A 15,980-nucleotide genomic window follows, 5' to 3' on the forward strand; every position below is an offset into this window, starting at 1 on the left:
CCGCGGGAACGGTGCCGTCCTCTGCTGAGTGCCCGACCGGGCGGCCGGCCATGCGGGCGGGGCGGCTCCGGCCGTCCGGTGTCACCCGTTCGTGTTCGAGAGGTCTCGGAGCGGCCTCGGAGACTCCGAACAACGCGCTGCGGCACGGATGTTGTGCCGGCTGCCGGACGAGGAGCACGTCGAGGAGACCGGCCCCGGCTGCCACCGGCGGATGCGGTACCAGAAGAAGCGGTGGCAGTTCGGCCCGTTCTGCTCGCACGGCACCTACGAGTACCGGCAGGGCGGGAGCTTCGACGACGTCTGAGCGGCGCGGCCGGTCCGCGGGCGTCGTGGCGACGGCCGCGGACCGGTGGCGGTCCGTCAGGGGGCGGTGCTCGCCCACTGGTGGGTGGCGCCCTGGTGGAGGGTGGCGTAGATGCGGTCGCGCAGGGTGTTGGCGGCGGCGTCGGTGAGAGTGCGGTGGAGGTGGCGCAGGACGACCTTGACCAGCAGGTTGTACTGGTCGGGGCGGGCGCCGAGGCGGGTCAGGGCCTGCGGGGGGAGGTCGCGGCAGGGGGTGGTGGAGAGGACTTCGACGGTCTCCACGCAGTCGGCGTCCGGACCGAGCGCGTCGCGGACGCGGTCGCCGAGATCCTCCGCCAGTTCGGTGCGGTCCACGGCGACGGACAGGTCGCGGCGGACCGCCGGCAGTGCGGAGACCGGTCGGTACGGGGCGAGGTCGGTGAGCTGCGCGGCCACCACGGGGTCGGTGGAGCGCAGGACGCGGATGTCCGGGATGCCCTTGAGCAGCATCAGTACCCGGTCCAGGCCCATCCCGAGCGCCAGCCCGCTCCACTCCGCGCCCAGCCCCGCCCCCGTCAGCACCTCCGGGTGGGCGAGTCCGCACTCGGCGATCTCCACCCACTCCTCGCCGACGCGGACGTCCAGCTGACGGCCCGCCAGGGTGTACGGGTGGACGCGCTCCTCGGTGCGGTACTCCGCGCCGGGCAGCAGGGCGTCGGCCAGGGTGGCGATCATCTCCGTCAAGTCAGCGGGGCGGGTGGGCAGTTGGCGGCGGGTCAGGTACCACAGGTCGAGCTGGTGCGGGGTGCCGGTGTGCAGGCGGTCGATGCTGTCGCGGCGGTACACCAGGCCCGGGCAGACCAGCAGGACCGGGTCGCCGGCCGGCCCGGCGGCGAGGGCGCGCAGCGCGCCGGGCACCAGGGCGCTGGAGTGGCTGCGCAGCATCCGCCGGTCGTCCACGTAGCGGGTGTAGCGGGTGTCCCGAGTGACGTCGTCGGCACGGTAGTTGAGGTGGTCGTAGTTGTCGGCGACGGTGACGATCCGCTCGCCGCGATGCACCCGCACCGGGCAGGACCAGTGCCGGGACAGCGCGTCGGCGGCGCGATCCACCAGCAGCTGTACGGCGTGCGGTCCGGCGGCGGGATCGGTCAGGTCGCGGACGGCGAGATCACGGGCGAGCTGCTCGGCGGAGAGCGGAACGGGAACGGCGGCGGGAACGGGAGCGGACATGGCGGAGCCTCCGGAGGCGTGGCGGGAAGGGTGGGAACTGCACACCCCCCGGCCCCTGGGCACGACCCGCCGCCCGGGACCGACCCGCTCAGCCGGACTGCGTCAACGGCGTGGCGAAAACCGACCCCTGCGGCACCCATCGGGAGCCGGGGGGCCACTAAATCGGCGAGAGATCGCTACGACGGCCACGGGCAGAGTCTAGGCACTCCGCCCGGGCCGCCCGCAACCGGTTTCTCTCCGCGCCCCGGCTCCCGCGTCCGCACCCGCGTCCGCACCCGCCCGTCAATTGCGGCCGTCGCCATTGCAGTGCGGTCCCAACTAGGCTGTTTTAACGTCGAGTTGACGCCATCTTCCCTACCATCGAGCGGTGCTGACGCGATGCGGGAGCTGGGTGCGCCGGAATCCGGTGGTGGGGGCGGTCGCGGTTGCGGCCGGTTGGCAGGCGGTGGTCGTGGTGGTGGCGAAGGTGCTGCCGCCGTTGGACCCGGGGTGGTTTCCGCAGCTCGGGCCGACCGTGGCCAATCTGGCGGGCGCGGCGGTGGCGCTGGTGCTGCTCCGGGCGTGGGGGCTGTCGGCGGCCGGCGGAGCGGCGGGCCTCGGGGTGGTGGTGCGGTGGCCGGTGCTGCTCCCGGTGGTGGTGCTGGCAGGGCTGGCGGCGCTGCCCGGGATCGAGGGGAGCACGGCGACCCTGGTGGGCGGCGTGGTGCTGATGCTCAGTGTCGGGGCCAATGAGGAACTGGCCAGCCGGGCCCTGGTGTTGGAGGTCGCGCGGCCGCTGGGGCGGGTGCCTGCGGCGGTGCTGACGGCGGTGCTTTTCGGGGTCGGGCACCTCGGCAACTGGCTGTTCTTCGGGTCGCCGTTGGGCAATACGCTGTGGCAGGTGCTGGAGGCCGGCGTGTTCGGCTTCTTCCTGTGCGGTGCACGCCTGTACCTCGGGAGCATCTGGCCGCTCGCGCTGGTGCACGGACTGTCCGACTATCTGGAGATCTATTCGCCGGGGAAGACGCCCGACTGGCTTCAGGCGGCGGGCGTGGTCGCCTACCTGGGGCTGGGACTTGTGCTGCTGCTCAGGGCCCCGGAGGCCCCGGTGGGGGCGGGCGCGCGGCCGGTGCCCGGCGGGGCATAGGCTCGGCGTCTTCGAGTGGCGGGAGATACGGGAAGATGACGGACGTTCAGGTCGGTGTCGGGCAGGCGTACGACGCGGTGGCGGAGCTGTATGCGACCTTGTTCACAGGTGAACTCGCCAGCCGGGACGACGAGTTGGCGTTGATCGGAGAACTGGTGGCGGCGCCGCCGGTGGCGGTCGGCGGGCGGCCCGTCGGCGACCTGGGCTGCGGGCCCGGCGAGGCGACGGCGCTGCTCGGCGGGCTCGGGATCCGCGCGGTCGGGCTCGACCTGTCGGCCGGGATGCTGGCCCAGGCCCGCCGTCACCGCCCGGGCGAGAGTTTCGTGCGCGGCTCCCTGCTGGCCCTCCCGTTCGCCGACGCGAGCCTCGGCGCGGTGCTCGCCCGGTACTCGCTGATCCACCTGCCGCCCGCAGAACTCCCGCACGTCCTGGCCGAGTTGCGCCGCGTCCTGGCCCCGGGCGGCCGCCTGCTGCTGGGCTTCTTCGCCGCCGACCCCGCCCTCGGCGACACCGACCGCCCCGTCCCGTTCGACCACAAGGTCGCCACCGCCCACCGCTGGCCCGTCGACACCCTCGCCGCCCTGCTGCCCGCCGCCGGGTTCGCCGAGATGGCCCGTACCGTCCGCCTGCCCGGCCCGGGCGAGCGCCACCCGCAGGCGACCCTGCTGGCCGAAGCCGCGTCCTGACGGGCCCTCGGCCGGGGGCGGGCAGGGCCGCCGGTCCGGCGGGGCGCGGCATGCAGCCGGTGGCGTGACGTTCCGGGCCGGGACACATCGTCGGACGTCCCGGGCGGAACCCACAGGGGACACGACCTCGCCACCCGGTGGGGCGACCCGTTCCCAAGGAGCACGCATGTCGACGGAGCAGGCCACACCGACCACGGCGCAGGTGGCCATGACGCTGGCCGCGATCGCGGCGACCGCGGCCACCCCGCGTCCATCGGGCGAGACACCGGCCGAACAGTGCAGCCGCATCTCCCGGGGCGTTGCCGCGCAACTGGCCGAGCCCTCCCTCGCGACCCGGAACGAGTGGTCGCTGACCTGGCTGGCGCTCAGCCCGGACAACGCGAACATGGCGTACCTGGCCGCGAATCCCGCCTCCAACGCGTTCGCCGTGGTCCTGCGCGGCACGGTCGCCAACGTCACCGACCTGCTGGAGGACCTCGACGTGGGCACCGTCGTGCCGTTCGCCATCGTCGGCCAGCCGCCCGCCGCGGTGGCCGTCTCCAAAGGGGCGATGGAGGCGTTCACCCAGGTCGTCACCGCGAGCGCGGCGGGCGCCACCCTGGTGCAGGCACTCGCCGACGCCCTCGCCGACGCCGCGCCGAACCCCACCGTCCACGTGATCGGCCACAGCCTCGGCGGCTGCCTTGCCACCATGGTCGCGCCCTACCTCCAGACGCAGACCTGGCGGGGCGTCACCCCGCGCTTCGCCCTCCGCACCTTTGCCGCGCCCACCGCCGGCGGCCGGGACTTCGCGCGGTACGTGGACTCCCTGCCCTGGGTCGCCAACGAGCGCCACTACAACGCCTGGGACCTGGTGCCGCAGGCCTGGACCGCTCTGGACGACGCGAAGACGTGGTACCCGGATCCGCCCGGCCCGGCGGCGAACGAGGAGGTCAAGGCGGTGATCACGGCGATCGCCGCGCTGCCCGGCCCGCACGTCTACGCCCAGCCGGGCCGGGCCGACCGGCTGCACCGGGACTACAAGAGCGACTACGACCGGGTCATGGTGAAGAAGACCGTGCAGGACTTCATGGGCCAGGTCGCCTTCCAGCACGCCAACTCCACCTACCTTCGCCTGCTCGGCGCCCCCGACGTGCTGCCCGGCCCGGTGGTGCGGGCGATCACCGGCAACGCCGGCCCGGCAGGCACCGGCGTCGTCATCGCGGGCAGCGGCTTCGGCGCCGGCACGGCGGTCGACTTCGGCACCGTCCCGTGCCCGGACCTGGTGGTCAGCGGCGACGGCGACGCGATCAGCGTCCTCGCGCCGCCCGGCGTCGGCGTGGTCGCCGTCCGGGTCACCAACGACCTCGGCACCTCGCCGGCCGTTCCCCTCGGCCAGTTCGCCTACGGCGGCCCCGCCCCCGTGGTGCTCACCGACATCGCCCCGGACAGCGGGCGGAAGGGCCACCGCGTCACCATCACCGGGGTCGGCTTCGGCTCCGACGCCCAGGTCTTCTTCGGGGACAACCCTTCGCCGTCCGTCGAGGTCAAGCGCTCCGGTACGCCCGGCGAGATCGTCGCCACCGCACCCGTCCCGACCACCGGCGTCGGCAAGCCGCACACCGTCGATGTCACCGTGCTGTCGAACGGCTACTCGTCCCCGACCGGCCCGGCCGCCGAGTTCACCTACCGGGAAGGGTGACGCCGGGACGCCCGGACAGCGGCCGACCCGGCCGGGACGTCAGTCGACCCAGCCGCGGCGGTGGGCCTGCCAGCCGAGTTGGATGCGGGTGTCGGCGCGGGCCAGGGACATCAGGCGGCTGATGCGGCGTTGGACGGTGCGCAGGCCCAGGCTGAGTTGTTTGGCGACGGCGGGGTCGGTGGCGCCGGAGAGGAGGAGGGCGAGGATGCGGCGGTCGGTCTCGTCGGGGTCGCCGGCGGGGACGGGGCCGACGGCGACGGTGGCGGAGCCGGTGCGGCCGAGCGGGTGGGCCCACTCCCAGGTCTGTTCGAACAGGACGGTGAAGACGGTGACCAGGGCGGGGGCGCGGACCACCAGGGCGACGGGGTCGGCGGTGGAGCCGGTCAGCGGGACGAGGGCGAGGGAGCGGTCCGCGACGATCAGCTTGGTGGGGACCTGGTCGACCACCCGGATCTGCTGCTGACGGTCCATCGCCTCGAACAGCGGCGCCGCGGCGCCCGGTTCGTCCAGCGCCCGGCGCTCCAGCACCACCCGGTAGCCGACGCCGCGTTCCACGGCCGCCGACTCGGCCCCTGTCTCGTCGGCGGGCACCACCTGGTGACGGCCCGTCACCAGCGCGAGGAGTTCGTGCTCCGCGCCGGCCTGCAACTGCGCGACGCGGTGGCTGATCGCGGCCCGCCCCGCCACCACCTCGATCAGGTCGCGGTGCGCCCGGTCCTGCCGGGCGGTCGCCGAACGGTAGGCCTCGGTGAGCGTGGAGGCCGTCAACTCGGCCTCCCGCAGGGCGTGTCGCTGGCCGGTGAGCAGGGCCTCCAGGGCGACCGCCGGGGGAGCGGCGGTGTAGCGCAGGCCGGCGCCGGGGGCGACCAGCCCGCAGGCCTGGAGCAGTTCGAGCGAGCCGGTCGGCACCGGGCCGCAGCGGGCGGCCAGTTCGGCGAGGGTCGCCGGGCCGTGGGCCACCAGGTGGGTGTAGACCCGCTCGGCGTGCTCGTCCAGACCTATCGCCGCCAGCATCCGCGCTCCGTTCCGCCGTGCCCAGGGCCGCCGCCCGTGCCCCGCGCACCGCCGTGCGGGCGGTGGCGGTTTGCCGCCGGGCGGTGACCCGCCAGGCCACATCATGACCGGCCGGCCCGGTTTTCTGCCAGGCTCACCGGCCATGACCCGACACCTGGAGGCGTTCATGACACAAAGGGCGCGCATACGCGGCGCGATGGCCCTGACGGCGGCGGGCATCCTCGCCGTCGGCACGCTCACCTCGACCGGTCAGGCCCTGGCCGCCCAGCCCGGAGACCCCGGCTCCACCCTGACAGGACGTCAGAGCGCCGCCCCGCGCACCGTCACCCTGATCACCGGCGACCGGGTGCAGGTCGGCACCGGCACCGACGGCCGCACCGCCGTCACCGTCCTGCCCGACGAGCACGGCGACGTCCCGCTGACGTTCACCCAGCAGGAGAACGGCGACCAGTACGTCGTCCCGCAGCACGCCTCCGCCGCGCTCGCCGCCGGCACCGTCGACCGCGGCCTGTTCAACGTCAGCTCACTGCTGCGCCAGGGCTACGACGACGCAAGCGTGAAAACGCTCCCCCTCATCGCCACCTACCGGGACGCGCAGGCCGCCGAGGCCAGCCCGCAGGCCCGGTCCCGGGCGGCCGGCACCAGGCAGCTGGCGGCCGTCGACGGCGTGGCGTTCACCCCCGCCAAGGACGACGCCGCCCGCACCTGGAACCAGCTGATCGGCCCGGACGGCAAGGGCCGCGACGGCCTGACCAAGCTGTGGCTGGACCGCAAGGTCCGCACCACCAACGACGCCGAGACCCGGCAGATCGGCGCCCCCGCCGCCTGGGCCGCCGGACTCGGCGGACAGGGCGTCAAGGTCGCCGTCCTCGACACCGGCATCGACGACCAGCACCCCGACCTGGCCGGACAGGTCGACGCCCGCCGCAACTTCACCGCGGACACGGTCGACGAGGACGTCCACGACGCCGTCGGCCACGGCACCTTCGTCGCCTCCGAGATCGCCGGCACCGGCAAGGCGTCCGGCGGCAGGGAACGCGGCGTCGCCGACCGGGCTAAGCTGCTGGTCGGCAAGGTCCTCGACGACAACGGCTCCGGCACCGAGGCGCAGATCATCGCGGGCATGCAGTGGGCCGCCGACTCCGGCGCCGACGTGGTGTCGATGTCCCTCGGCAGCCCCGAACCCACCGACTGCACCGACCCGATGTCGGTCGCCGCGCAGCGCATCGCCGAACAGTCGAAGGCGCTGTTCGTGGTCGCCGCCGGCAACCTCGGCCAGTACCAGTCCGTCAGTTCGCCCGGCTGCGCGCCCGCCGTGCTCACCGTCGGCGCCGTCGACGGCAAGGACAACACCGCGAGCTTCTCCTCGCACGGCTCCGTCACCGGCAGCCACACCCTGAAGCCGGAGATCGCCGCGCCCGGCGTCGACGTCAAGGGCGCCGCCGCCGGCGGCCGCGGCGTCTACGCCTACACCTCGATGTCCGGCACCTCGATGGCCACCCCGCTGGTCGCCGGCAGCGCCGCCCTGGTCAAGCAGCGCCACCCCGAGTGGAGCGCCGCCCAGCTCAAGGCCGCCCTGGTCTCCTCCGCGCTGGCCACCGTCCCCGGCGACGTCCAGCAGACCGGCGCCGGCCGGCTGCGCGTCGACGTCGCCGCCGGCCAGAGCGTGCTCGGCGCGCCCTCCGTCGGCTTCGGCGACTTCGCGTACCCGCAGCAGAAGTCCGACACCCGCACCGTCCAACTCCCGTACACCAACACCTCCGACCGGCCCGTCACACTCAAGCTGGCCGTGCAGCGCACCGACGGCGACGACGAGTCCGCCGTCAAGTCGAAGGTCGTCAGGCTCGGCGCGGACAAGGTCACCGTCGCCGCCGGCGCCACCGTGCGGGTGCCGCTCACCTTCGACGGCAACGCGAAGCTGACGGGCGGCCAGTACGGCGACGTCACCGGCCGGGTGCTCGCCACCGCCGACGACGGGACCACCGTCTCCACCCCGTTCAACGCGTACGTCGAACCCGAGACCCTCGCCGTCCGGGTCAAGCTGATCGACCGCGACGGCAGGCCCGCCGCGTCCGAGGCGGGCACCAGCATCACCGTGATCGACCTCGGCCAGGCCACCGGCACCCGCCGGGCCCCCGACGCCAACGGCGAGATCGTCTACCGGCTGCGCCCCGGCAGCTACTCGCTGAGCGGCTACGTGGTCACCCCCGAGCGGGGCGACACCACCGGCGAGGCCGCGCCGAAGGCCGTCACCGCGCTCGCCATGCCCGAGCTCCAGCTGACCAAGGACACCGTCCTCACCCTCGACGCCCGCCAGGCGAGCCGGATCGAAGTGCAGGCCGACCGCGACCTCCAGGTGCGCGGCGCCTCGCTCGAACTCGGCCGCTGGTGGGGCGACAAGTGGGTGGACTCCACCGGCGTGCGGGCGGGCGTGCTGCCCGTCGAACTCTCCGCCTGGGGCTCCGGGAAGGCCCGCACCGGCGGCTTCGAGTTCGGCAGCTACCTGCGGATGGCCGCCCCCGAGGTGGTGCTCAAGGGCGCCGGCCTCACGCTGCAGCCGCACTACGCCCAGTTCGCCGCCGAATCCCAACTGCCCGCCACCGGAAGCGCGTTGCTGACCCACGCCGCGAGCGCGACCCCGGCCGACCTGGCCGCGGCCGACGTCAGGGGCAAGCTGGTGCTCGTCCCCGACGACGGCACCTCGCAGCGCACCGTCTCCACCAACGCCGAGAACGCCGGCGCCGTCGGCGTGCTGACCTACCGTCAGAGCCCGGGCGTGTACGGCAAGAACGACGTCAGCCTGGACGCCCCCGTGCTGCCGATCAACGCCGACGAGGCCGCGAAGCTGAAGGCCGCCCTCGGCAAGGGCGCCGTCACCCTGGCGTGGACCTCCGCCGCCGACAGCCCCTACGTCTACAACCTGGCGTTCCACGACGCCGGTTCGATCGGCGCCAAGCAGCGCCGCACCGTCCGCGACCGCGACCTCGCCACCGTCACCGAGAACTGGCACTCCACCGGCACGCCGGTCCGGATGAGCGACTACCTGAGCATCGAGCGCCCGTGGAACCCGTACGCGGGCAGCGCCGTCGGGCAGGGCCTGGTCGCCACCCCGTCCACCCGGACCGCGTACTACACCGCCGACGACACCACCTGGCTGCACGACGGACAGAGCAGCTGGCCGTTCACCGAGTTCATGCAGGACCTGCCGCGCCGCTACCAGGCCGGGCAGCACCGCACCGAGGAGTGGTACCAGGGCGTCCTGCGGCCCACCGCCGGACGCGCCGCCGACGGCTCCGCGCTGCTGGTCGGCGAACGCCAGGCCGACCTGATCGGCGTCGACTTCACCCGCACCCTGTGGGGCGACGGCAACGCCGACCACACTGGCAGCCAGTCCTACTTCGGCGACGCCGCCGGCGTCGAACTGTTCAGCGGAGGGGCCTCGTTGGGCCGTTCCTGGTTCGGCCCGTCGTTCGTCTGGCAGCTCCCGGACGAAGACCGGGACTACACCCTGGTGCTCGACCAGGCCCGGTTCCACCACCGCGACCTGTGGCAGCGCTCCACCGCCGTCCGCACCGAGTTCGGCTTCCGCTCGGCGACCGACCCGGCCGCGTACTCGCAGTCGCTGCCGCTGCTGTTCCCCGCCTACCGGATCGACCTCGACGGCAACAACACCGTCGCCGCCGGACCGCTGCGGGCAGCGCTCTCCGCCACCGGTCAGAGCGGCTACACCCCCGGCGCGCTGACCGACGCCCGGCTCGCCTTCTCCTACGACGGCGGCGCCACCTGGACGGACGCCCCGGTCGGCGCCGACCACGTCGCCGTCCTGGACCACACGGGCGCCACCGGCAAGACCGTCAGCCTGCGGATCACCCTGGCCTCGGCCGACGGCGCCACGGTCACCCAGACCGTCACCGACGCGTACGCCGTGCGCTGACCGCATTTCTCCAGCCCGGGCCCCGCCGGCACTGCGCCGGTGGGGCCCGCTCGCTCAGGCGGCCAGGCCGTGCAGGAACTCCGCGACCAGGCGGTGCAGTTCGGCCGGGTGCTCCAGATGGACGTCGTGGCCCGCGCCGGGCAGGCTGACCGCGCGCGCGTCCGGACGCAGCGTCAGCATCCGCTCGGCGTCCGCCGCCGCAATGATGCCGTGCTGCCCGAACAGCAGCAGCGCCGGGCAGTGCGCCGCGCCCGCCCAGTCCTCCCAGCGCTCCCGGACGGCGTTCTCGGCCAGCGCCGCCACCATCACCTCCGGGTCGAACCGCGGCCACCAGCCGTCGCCGCGCTGCTCCAGGCCGTCCGCCCACACCTCGCCGAGCGGGCCGCCGCCGAAGAACCGCACCGCCGCGGTGCGCTCCGGGAACGGCACCGGCCAGTCCGCCAGCATCGCCCCGATCTCCGCCGGCGCGCCCGGCGACGCCCCGGCCGCGGCCTCCACCAGCACCACCCCCGCGAACCGCCCCGGATGCGCGGCGGCCGCCAGCAGCGCCGTGTGCCCGCCCAGCGACTGCCCCACCAGCAGCGGACGCTCCAGACCGAGGGCGTCCACGACCGCGAGCACGTCCGCCACGTACGCGTCCCGCCCGAGATCCTCCGGCCGACGGGTCGAGCGGCCGTGACCACGCTGATCGACGGCCACCACCCGGCGCGCCGGCGCGAGCGCCGCCGCCAGCGCGTCCCACTCGCCCGCATGCCCCGCCAGCCCGTGCAGCAGCAGCACCGGCCGCGCGTCGGCCGCGCCCGCCCAGTCCCGGCAGTGCAGGTCGACTCCGGCCCCGGCCACCGTCCGGGCCGTCCACGGGCTCTGCGTGCTCATCCGCTCATCTCCCAACGTTGCGGGGCCGGTCGGCCACGGGGTGTGAGGCGACAATGCCACGTGGCGCGATGTCGATCAATGAGACCCGCGAGTAGCGAACTCCCCGGTCGGAGCGCCGGGTGACGGGGCGTCAGCAGCGTCCGGGCGCCCCGCCGCCGCTTCGTCGACCGGGCGGACGGCGCCGGCGAAGGTCGGTTGATCCGTCGCTCCCACGAGGTCTAACGTTCCCCGTGCGGACCGTTCCGGATCGGGAACGGCCGCCCGAAACGCCCTGCGCCCCCGAGGAGTTCTGGTGGAACCGACCGCCCTGCCGGCCCGTAGCGCCCAGGTCGCCGACGCACTCGCCGCCGCCGGCCTCCCCGGCGCCGTCCGGGTCCTCGACGACTCCGCCCGCACCGCCGCCGAGGCCGCCGCCGCCCTGGGCTGCGAGGTCGGCGCGATCGCCAACAGCCTGGTCTTCCACTCCGACGGCGAACCCGTCCTGGTGCTCACCAGCGGCCGCCACCGCGTCGACACCGCCGCCCTCGCCGCCCGCTGGGGCCGCGGACCGCTGCGCCGCGCCACCCCCGAGCAGGTCCGCGAGGCCACCGGCCAGGCCATCGGCGGCGTCGCCCCCACCGGCCACCCCCGCCCGCTCCCCACCGTGGTCGACCAGGCCCTCACCGACTACCCCGAGATCTGGGCTGCCGCCGGCACCCCGCACACCGTCTTCCCCACCACCGCCGCCGAACTCCTCCGCCTGACGGGCGGCACGCTGCTCCCGGTCGGCCCCTGAGGGGCCGCCAGGAGGGCGGCGGCGAGCAGGCCTTCGAGGGTCCCGGGTGCCGCCGAGGCCGGACCGACCCGGTTTGTCACTGCCGGCTGAGGTAGGTGAGCACCGCGAGTACCCGGCGGTGGCCGCTGTCGGCGGGGGAGAGGCCCAGCTTGGTGAAGATGTTGCCGATGTGCTTGTGGACGGCGTTGTCGGTGATGACCAGGCGGGTGGCGAGAGTCGCGTTGTCCATGCCCTCGGCCATCAGGGCGAGGACCTCGCGTTCGCGCGGGGTGAGGGCGGCGATCGGGTCGTGGGCGGGGCGGGTGAGGAGCTGGGCGATGACCTCCGGGTCCATCACCGTGCCGCCGGCCGCCACCCGGCGCAGCGCGTCGACGAACTCGCTGACCCGGCCGACCCGGTCCTTCAGCAGGTAGCCGACCCCGCCGCGCCCGTCGGAGACCAGCTCGCCCGCGTACTGCCGCTCGACGTACTGCGAGAGCACCAGCACCGGCAGCCCGGGGTGCAGGCGGCGGGCCTCGATGGCCGCGCGGACGCCCTCGTCGCGGAAGCCGGGCGGCAGGCGGACGTCGACGATGGTGACGTCCGGGCGGTGTTCGGCGACGGCGGCGAGGAAGGCCGGGGCGTCGCCGGCGATGGCCGCGACCTCGAAACCCTTGGCGGTGAGCAGGAGTTCGAGACCGCCGGCGAGCAGCACGTGGTCCTCGGCGATCACGACCCGCACGGCAGCCCCACCTCGATCACGGTCGGCCCGCCGACCGGGCTGTGCACCCGCACCGTACCGTCCAGTGCCAGGACCCGGTGGCGGATCCCGGCCAGGCCGGTGCCGCGCGACTCGTCCGCGCCGCCCACCCCGTCGTCGGTGACCAGCACCGTCAACCGGTCGCCGTCCCGGCCCACCCGGACGCCCGCCCGGGCCGCCCCGCTGTGCTTGGCGGCATTGGTGAGCGCCTCGGCGACCGTGAAGTACGCGACCGCCTCCACCGCCGCCGGGACGTCCCCGCAGTCGGCGGTGTCCAGGTCCGTGGTGATCGCCGCGCCCGCCGCCAGTGCGGCCAGCGCCCCCGCCAGGCCCCGGTCGGCGAGGATCGGCGGGTAGATCGTCCGGATGACGGCGCGCAGCTCCGCCATCGCGTCCTCGGTGCCCTGCTGCGCCTCCGCCAGCAGCCTCGACACCGACTCGGGCTGCTCGTCGAGCAGGTCGCGGGCGACCCCGAGCCGCATCGCGATCGCCACCAGCCGGGCCTGCGTGCCGTCGTGCAAGTCCCGTTCGATCCGCCGCAGTTCCGCGCCGTGCGCGCTCATCGCACCGGCCCGGGTCTCGGTCAGCGTCGCCACCTGCCGGGCCAGCCGCTCGGTCGCCGAAGGCGACAGCAGCAGCACGCACAACCGGGCGTGCAGCCGCGCCAGCAGCGGAACCGCGACGTACGTCAACGCCGCGAACGCGGCCAACTGGGCCGTCCCGAGCGTCAGCGCGGCGCCCCAGCCGGTCAGCGGAACGCCCGCCGCGAAGCCGCCCGCGCGGGTGCCGGCCGGCAGCGCCCACCACAGCGGGAGGGTGACGGCCGTGGTCACCGTGTTGCCCGCGCACAGGGCGGTGAACGTGCCGAACGCCAGGCCGGTGACGGCGTGCGAGCCGGTCCACGCCAGCAGCCGCCACCAGCCGACCCGGACCGGCCCCGACGGTGCGGCGAGCAGCAGCCGGTCGGCGCGCCGGCGGTGCCAGGACGCCCAGCCGCGCGCCGCCCTCGGCGCCAGCAGCACCGGCAGTGCGAGCAGCGTGGCCGCGCCCGTGCCGAGACCGCCCAGCAGATACCCCAGGCCGCGCCACCACGCCGACAGCCGGCCGCCCCTGTGATCATTCATTCGGACAAGTCTGAGCCATCGTCACCGCGCCGGGCACTACAGCAAGCTGCACCCTTTTCCCACCAGTACGGGGCACCGACCGCACCACCCCGCGGCGCCTAGCGTCGACGACCATGACGAACACACCGAACGAGACCCCTCGCCGCTCCCGCCGCCGCACCCTGCTGCTGTCCGCCCTCGCCGCCGGAGCGGTCACCGCCGGCCTGCTGGGCGCGACCGTCGCCGAGCGGCGGGGCGACGGCGGACACCGCACGAACGCCGCGCTCCAGCGCGACGTGGACGCGCTCACCGCGCTCGGCGCGACCGGCGTGCAGGCCCGCCTGACCCGCCCCGACGGCCCGGACGCCACCGCCGTCGGCGGCGTCGCCGACGTGACGACCCGGCAGCCGGTGCCCGCCGACGGGTACTTCCGGATCGCCAGCGTCACCAAGGCCTTCGTGGCCACCGTGGTCCTGCAACTCGTCGCCGAGGGAAAGCTGACGCTGGACGACACGGTGGAGAGCCGGCTGCCCGGCGTGGTGTCCGGCAACGGCAACGACGGGCGGGCGATCACCGTCCGCGACCTGCTCCAGCACCGCAGCGGCCTGCACGACGACTACCCCGACTACACCTCGGCGGAGGACTTCCGGCAGCACCGCAACGACACCGTCACCGCCGAGCAGACCGTCGCCCGGGCCATGGCCCACCAGCCGGACTTCCGCCCCGGCACGCAGTGGAGCTACGGCAACACCGGCTACGTGCTGCTCGGCATGATCGTCGAACGGGTCACCGGACACCCCTGGCACCAGGAGGTGCACGACCGGATCGTCCGGCCGCTCGCCCTCGACCACACCTCCCGTCCCGGCGCCACCCCCACCCTGCCGCAGCCGCACGCCGCCACCTACCAGCGCTTCCAGGACGGCGGCCCGCTGGTGGACGTCACCGAACAGGTCGGCATGGGAGCCAACGGCGAGGCCGGCCTGGTCTCCACCACCGCCGACCTCGACCGCTTCTTCGCCGCCCTGCTCGGCGGCAAGCTGCTGCCGCCCGCCCAACTCGCCCAGCTGCAGCAGACCGTCCCCGTCGGCCAGGACTTCGAACAGCTGATGCCGGGCGCCCGCGACGGACTCGGCCTGTTCTCCCGCCCGCTGTCCTGCGGCGGCGTCTACTGGGGCCACGAGGGCGGCGACTCCGGCTGGATCACCGCCACCGGCACCACCGCCGACGGCCGCCGCGCCGTCACGGTCTCACTCTCGGGGGTGACCATCGCCTCCCCGGAGGACGTGGCGCGCATCGCCGCGGCCGAGAACACCCTGGTCGACCACGCGCTGTGCGGCAGCGACTGACTGCCCGTCAGGACGGGGGAGCGGCGCGGCCGTAGAGGCAGGTGAGGGACGGGGAGCGACGGCGCGGGACGGGTGGCGGGCTCGTTCTCCAGGCGTACACGGAGCGATCGGGTCATCCTTCGAGTTGATGATCGGCTCGACGGGGTCGGCCAGCATGGGGGCCGACAAGGGACGGGATCCGGGCGGCAGGTGGGCGGTCCAGGCGGAGGGGGCGGGCAGTGCGGCGGAGGACGAAGGTGGTGGGCGCCTTCCTGGTGCTCGGGGCGGTCTTCGGGGGGCTGGCGGCCTGTCGCGCCAACGGCCCGGCGCACGGTGAGCGGGTCATCGAGTCCGACGCGGTCAAAACCACCGGGCTGCGTACCGACACGGCGCCGATGGTGACGCGCTTCCACCGGTTCGGTGAGCTGGTGGACGCGCAGTGGGTGCTGCACTGGCCCGGGGGCGAGCGGGAGTTGGTCCCGAGCAACGAGCATCCGATGTTCGCGGTGCTGCACCTGAAGCCCGGTCAGGTGAAGCGACTGCTGGACGGCCGGCGCACCGAACCCGCGCGCAAGCCCGTCTTCGCCGCCGACGACCTCCCGCACGGCGGCGACGTCCCCGCCTCGCTCGCGCCGTACCTGCCGGCGGACGCCGCCTGGGTGCTCGCCCCGGAACTCGACGAGGTGCTGGTGCGGGCCCGCGGCGCGGCGACGGTGCGGTACGACCCGGCCAGCGACACCGCACTGGTCTTCTGCATCAACCCCGATGACCCGGACGAGGTGCGCACGATGGTCGACACCGGGGGCAGGACCACCCTGGTCACCCCGTCGCCGTTCGTCCCGCCGTCCTGACGACCCGTCGGCGCGGCCGGCCGCAGCGGCGGTCGCAGGGCGGTCGCTCAGCCGGCCCGCAGCAGGTCGTGCAGCAGGTCGTGCAGCGTGCGGGCCAACCGGGCCAGCACCGCCTCGGCCGTCGGCTGGACCGCCGCGGGCACGGTGGACTCCGTCAGCGCCGCGACGGCGTACCGGGAGCCGTCGTCGTGCTCGACCACCCCGATCTCGTGGCGCAGGTTGAGCAGCGTGCCGGTCTTGGACGACCACCGGGCGGCGTCCGAGTCGAAGTCGGGCGCCAATCGGTGCCGGATCGACGGCGAACGCCAGCGGCCGGAGCCGGGCCTGCTCGGCGTCGTGCTCCAGCGCGTCCGCGAGC

At 74.7% G+C, this 15,980-nt stretch carries 13 protein-coding genes and 1 pseudogene; 8 read left to right on the forward strand and 6 right to left on the reverse strand.

The window, feature by feature from the left end; all coding sequences use genetic code 11:
- The first annotated feature begins 148 nt into the window (after positions 1-148).
- Positions 149-304, forward strand: coding sequence for a hypothetical protein (locus tag CG736_RS36035; protein ID WP_157815475.1), 156 nt, complete (start codon positions 149-151; stop codon positions 302-304).
- A 56-nt stretch (positions 305-360) separates the two neighbouring features.
- Here CG736_RS36035 and CG736_RS08205 read toward each other — a convergent pair whose 3' ends face one another.
- Entirely contained in the window at positions 361-1,512 is a 1,152-nt protein-coding gene (locus CG736_RS08205; protein WP_100585484.1) for a hypothetical protein, read from the reverse strand.
- Between the two features lie 367 nt (positions 1,513-1,879).
- Here CG736_RS08205 and CG736_RS08210 point away from each other — a divergent pair, with 367 nt between their 5' ends.
- The 3 genes from CG736_RS08210 (at position 1,880) to CG736_RS08220 (ending at position 5,005) form a co-directional block, all read left to right on the forward strand.
- On the forward strand, positions 1,880-2,638 hold the full coding sequence (locus tag CG736_RS08210; RefSeq protein WP_157815476.1) for a CPBP family intramembrane glutamic endopeptidase: 759 nt from the start codon (positions 1,880-1,882) through the stop codon (positions 2,636-2,638).
- A gap of 35 nt (positions 2,639-2,673) precedes the next feature.
- Entirely contained in the window at positions 2,674-3,324 is a 651-nt protein-coding gene (locus CG736_RS08215) for a class I SAM-dependent methyltransferase (protein WP_100585486.1), read from the forward strand.
- A 166-nt stretch (positions 3,325-3,490) separates the two neighbouring features.
- Positions 3,491-5,005: an IPT/TIG domain-containing protein gene (locus CG736_RS08220; protein ID WP_100585487.1), complete on the forward strand. Its 1,515-nt coding sequence runs from the start codon at positions 3,491-3,493 to the stop codon at positions 5,003-5,005.
- A gap of 39 nt (positions 5,006-5,044) precedes the next feature.
- Here the strand turns inward: CG736_RS08220 and CG736_RS08225 are convergent, their stop codons facing one another.
- Positions 5,045-6,019, reverse strand: coding sequence for a hypothetical protein (locus tag CG736_RS08225; protein ID WP_100585488.1), 975 nt, complete (start codon positions 6,017-6,019; stop codon positions 5,045-5,047).
- Positions 6,020-6,161: 142 nt separating this feature from the next.
- Between CG736_RS08225 and CG736_RS08230 the strand changes: the two genes are divergently transcribed.
- Positions 6,162-9,953 carry a S8 family serine peptidase gene (locus tag CG736_RS08230; protein ID WP_232733870.1) on the forward strand — a complete coding sequence of 1,264 codons (3,792 nt, stop codon included), beginning with the start codon at positions 6,162-6,164 and terminating at the stop codon, positions 9,951-9,953.
- A 54-nt stretch (positions 9,954-10,007) separates the two neighbouring features.
- Here CG736_RS08230 and CG736_RS08235 read toward each other — a convergent pair whose 3' ends face one another.
- Positions 10,008-10,829, reverse strand: a complete 822-nt coding sequence (locus CG736_RS08235; RefSeq protein WP_100585490.1) for an alpha/beta fold hydrolase — start codon at positions 10,827-10,829, stop codon at positions 10,008-10,010.
- A 292-nt stretch (positions 10,830-11,121) separates the two neighbouring features.
- Here CG736_RS08235 and CG736_RS08240 point away from each other — a divergent pair, with 292 nt between their 5' ends.
- A complete protein-coding gene (locus CG736_RS08240) occupies positions 11,122-11,604 on the forward strand; it encodes a YbaK/EbsC family protein (RefSeq protein WP_100585491.1) in 483 nt (160 codons plus the stop codon).
- 76 nt (positions 11,605-11,680) lie between these two features.
- On the opposite strand, the gene CG736_RS08245 is transcribed toward CG736_RS08240, so the two are convergent.
- A complete protein-coding gene (locus CG736_RS08245) occupies positions 11,681-12,325 on the reverse strand; it encodes a response regulator transcription factor (protein WP_100585492.1) in 645 nt (214 codons plus the stop codon).
- The gene (locus CG736_RS08250; RefSeq protein WP_100585493.1) at positions 12,313-13,467 is read right to left on the reverse strand and encodes a histidine kinase; all 1,155 of its coding nucleotides are present in this window, start codon (positions 13,465-13,467) and stop codon (positions 12,313-12,315) included. The genes CG736_RS08245 and CG736_RS08250 overlap by 13 nt, the downstream gene beginning before the upstream one ends.
- A 113-nt stretch (positions 13,468-13,580) precedes the next feature.
- Here CG736_RS08250 and CG736_RS08255 point away from each other — a divergent pair, with 113 nt between their 5' ends.
- Complete coding sequence (locus CG736_RS08255; RefSeq protein ID WP_100585494.1) at positions 13,581-14,792, forward strand: serine hydrolase; 1,212 nt, start codon at positions 13,581-13,583, stop codon at positions 14,790-14,792.
- 218 nt (positions 14,793-15,010) lie between these two features.
- Complete coding sequence (locus CG736_RS08260; RefSeq protein ID WP_157815477.1) at positions 15,011-15,622, forward strand: hypothetical protein; 612 nt, start codon at positions 15,011-15,013, stop codon at positions 15,620-15,622.
- 47 nt (positions 15,623-15,669) lie between these two features.
- Here CG736_RS08260 and CG736_RS08265 read toward each other — a convergent pair.
- A pseudogene (locus CG736_RS08265) lies at positions 15,670-15,915 on the reverse strand (serine hydrolase); the annotation flags it as partial.
- Positions 15,916-15,980 lie beyond the last annotated feature (65 nt).

It is taken from the genome of Kitasatospora sp. CB02891, from assembly GCF_002803145.1.
GTDB lineage: Bacteria > Actinomycetota > Actinomycetes > Streptomycetales > Streptomycetaceae > Kitasatospora > Kitasatospora griseola.

Bases quoted from the DNA above. Each gene is read 5' to 3' on its own strand.
- CG736_RS36035 (WP_157815475.1), top strand. From the start codon at position 149: ATGTTGTGCCGGCTGCCGGACGAGGAGCACGTCGAGGAGACCGGCCCC.
- CG736_RS08205 (WP_100585484.1), bottom strand. From the start codon at position 1,512: ATGTCCGCTCCCGTTCCCGCCGCCGTTCCCGTTCCGCTCTCCGCCGAG.
- CG736_RS08215 (WP_100585486.1), top strand. From the start codon at position 2,674: ATGACGGACGTTCAGGTCGGTGTCGGGCAGGCGTACGACGCGGTGGCG.
- CG736_RS08220 (WP_100585487.1), top strand. From the start codon at position 3,491: ATGTCGACGGAGCAGGCCACACCGACCACGGCGCAGGTGGCCATGACG.
- CG736_RS08225 (WP_100585488.1), bottom strand. From the start codon at position 6,019: ATGCTGGCGGCGATAGGTCTGGACGAGCACGCCGAGCGGGTCTACACC.
- CG736_RS08230 (WP_232733870.1), top strand. From the start codon at position 6,162: ATGACCCGACACCTGGAGGCGTTCATGACACAAAGGGCGCGCATACGC.
- CG736_RS08235 (WP_100585490.1), bottom strand. From the start codon at position 10,829: ATGAGCACGCAGAGCCCGTGGACGGCCCGGACGGTGGCCGGGGCCGGA.
- CG736_RS08250 (WP_100585493.1), bottom strand. From the start codon at position 13,467: ATGAATGATCACAGGGGCGGCCGGCTGTCGGCGTGGTGGCGCGGCCTG.
- CG736_RS08255 (WP_100585494.1), top strand. From the start codon at position 13,581: ATGACGAACACACCGAACGAGACCCCTCGCCGCTCCCGCCGCCGCACC.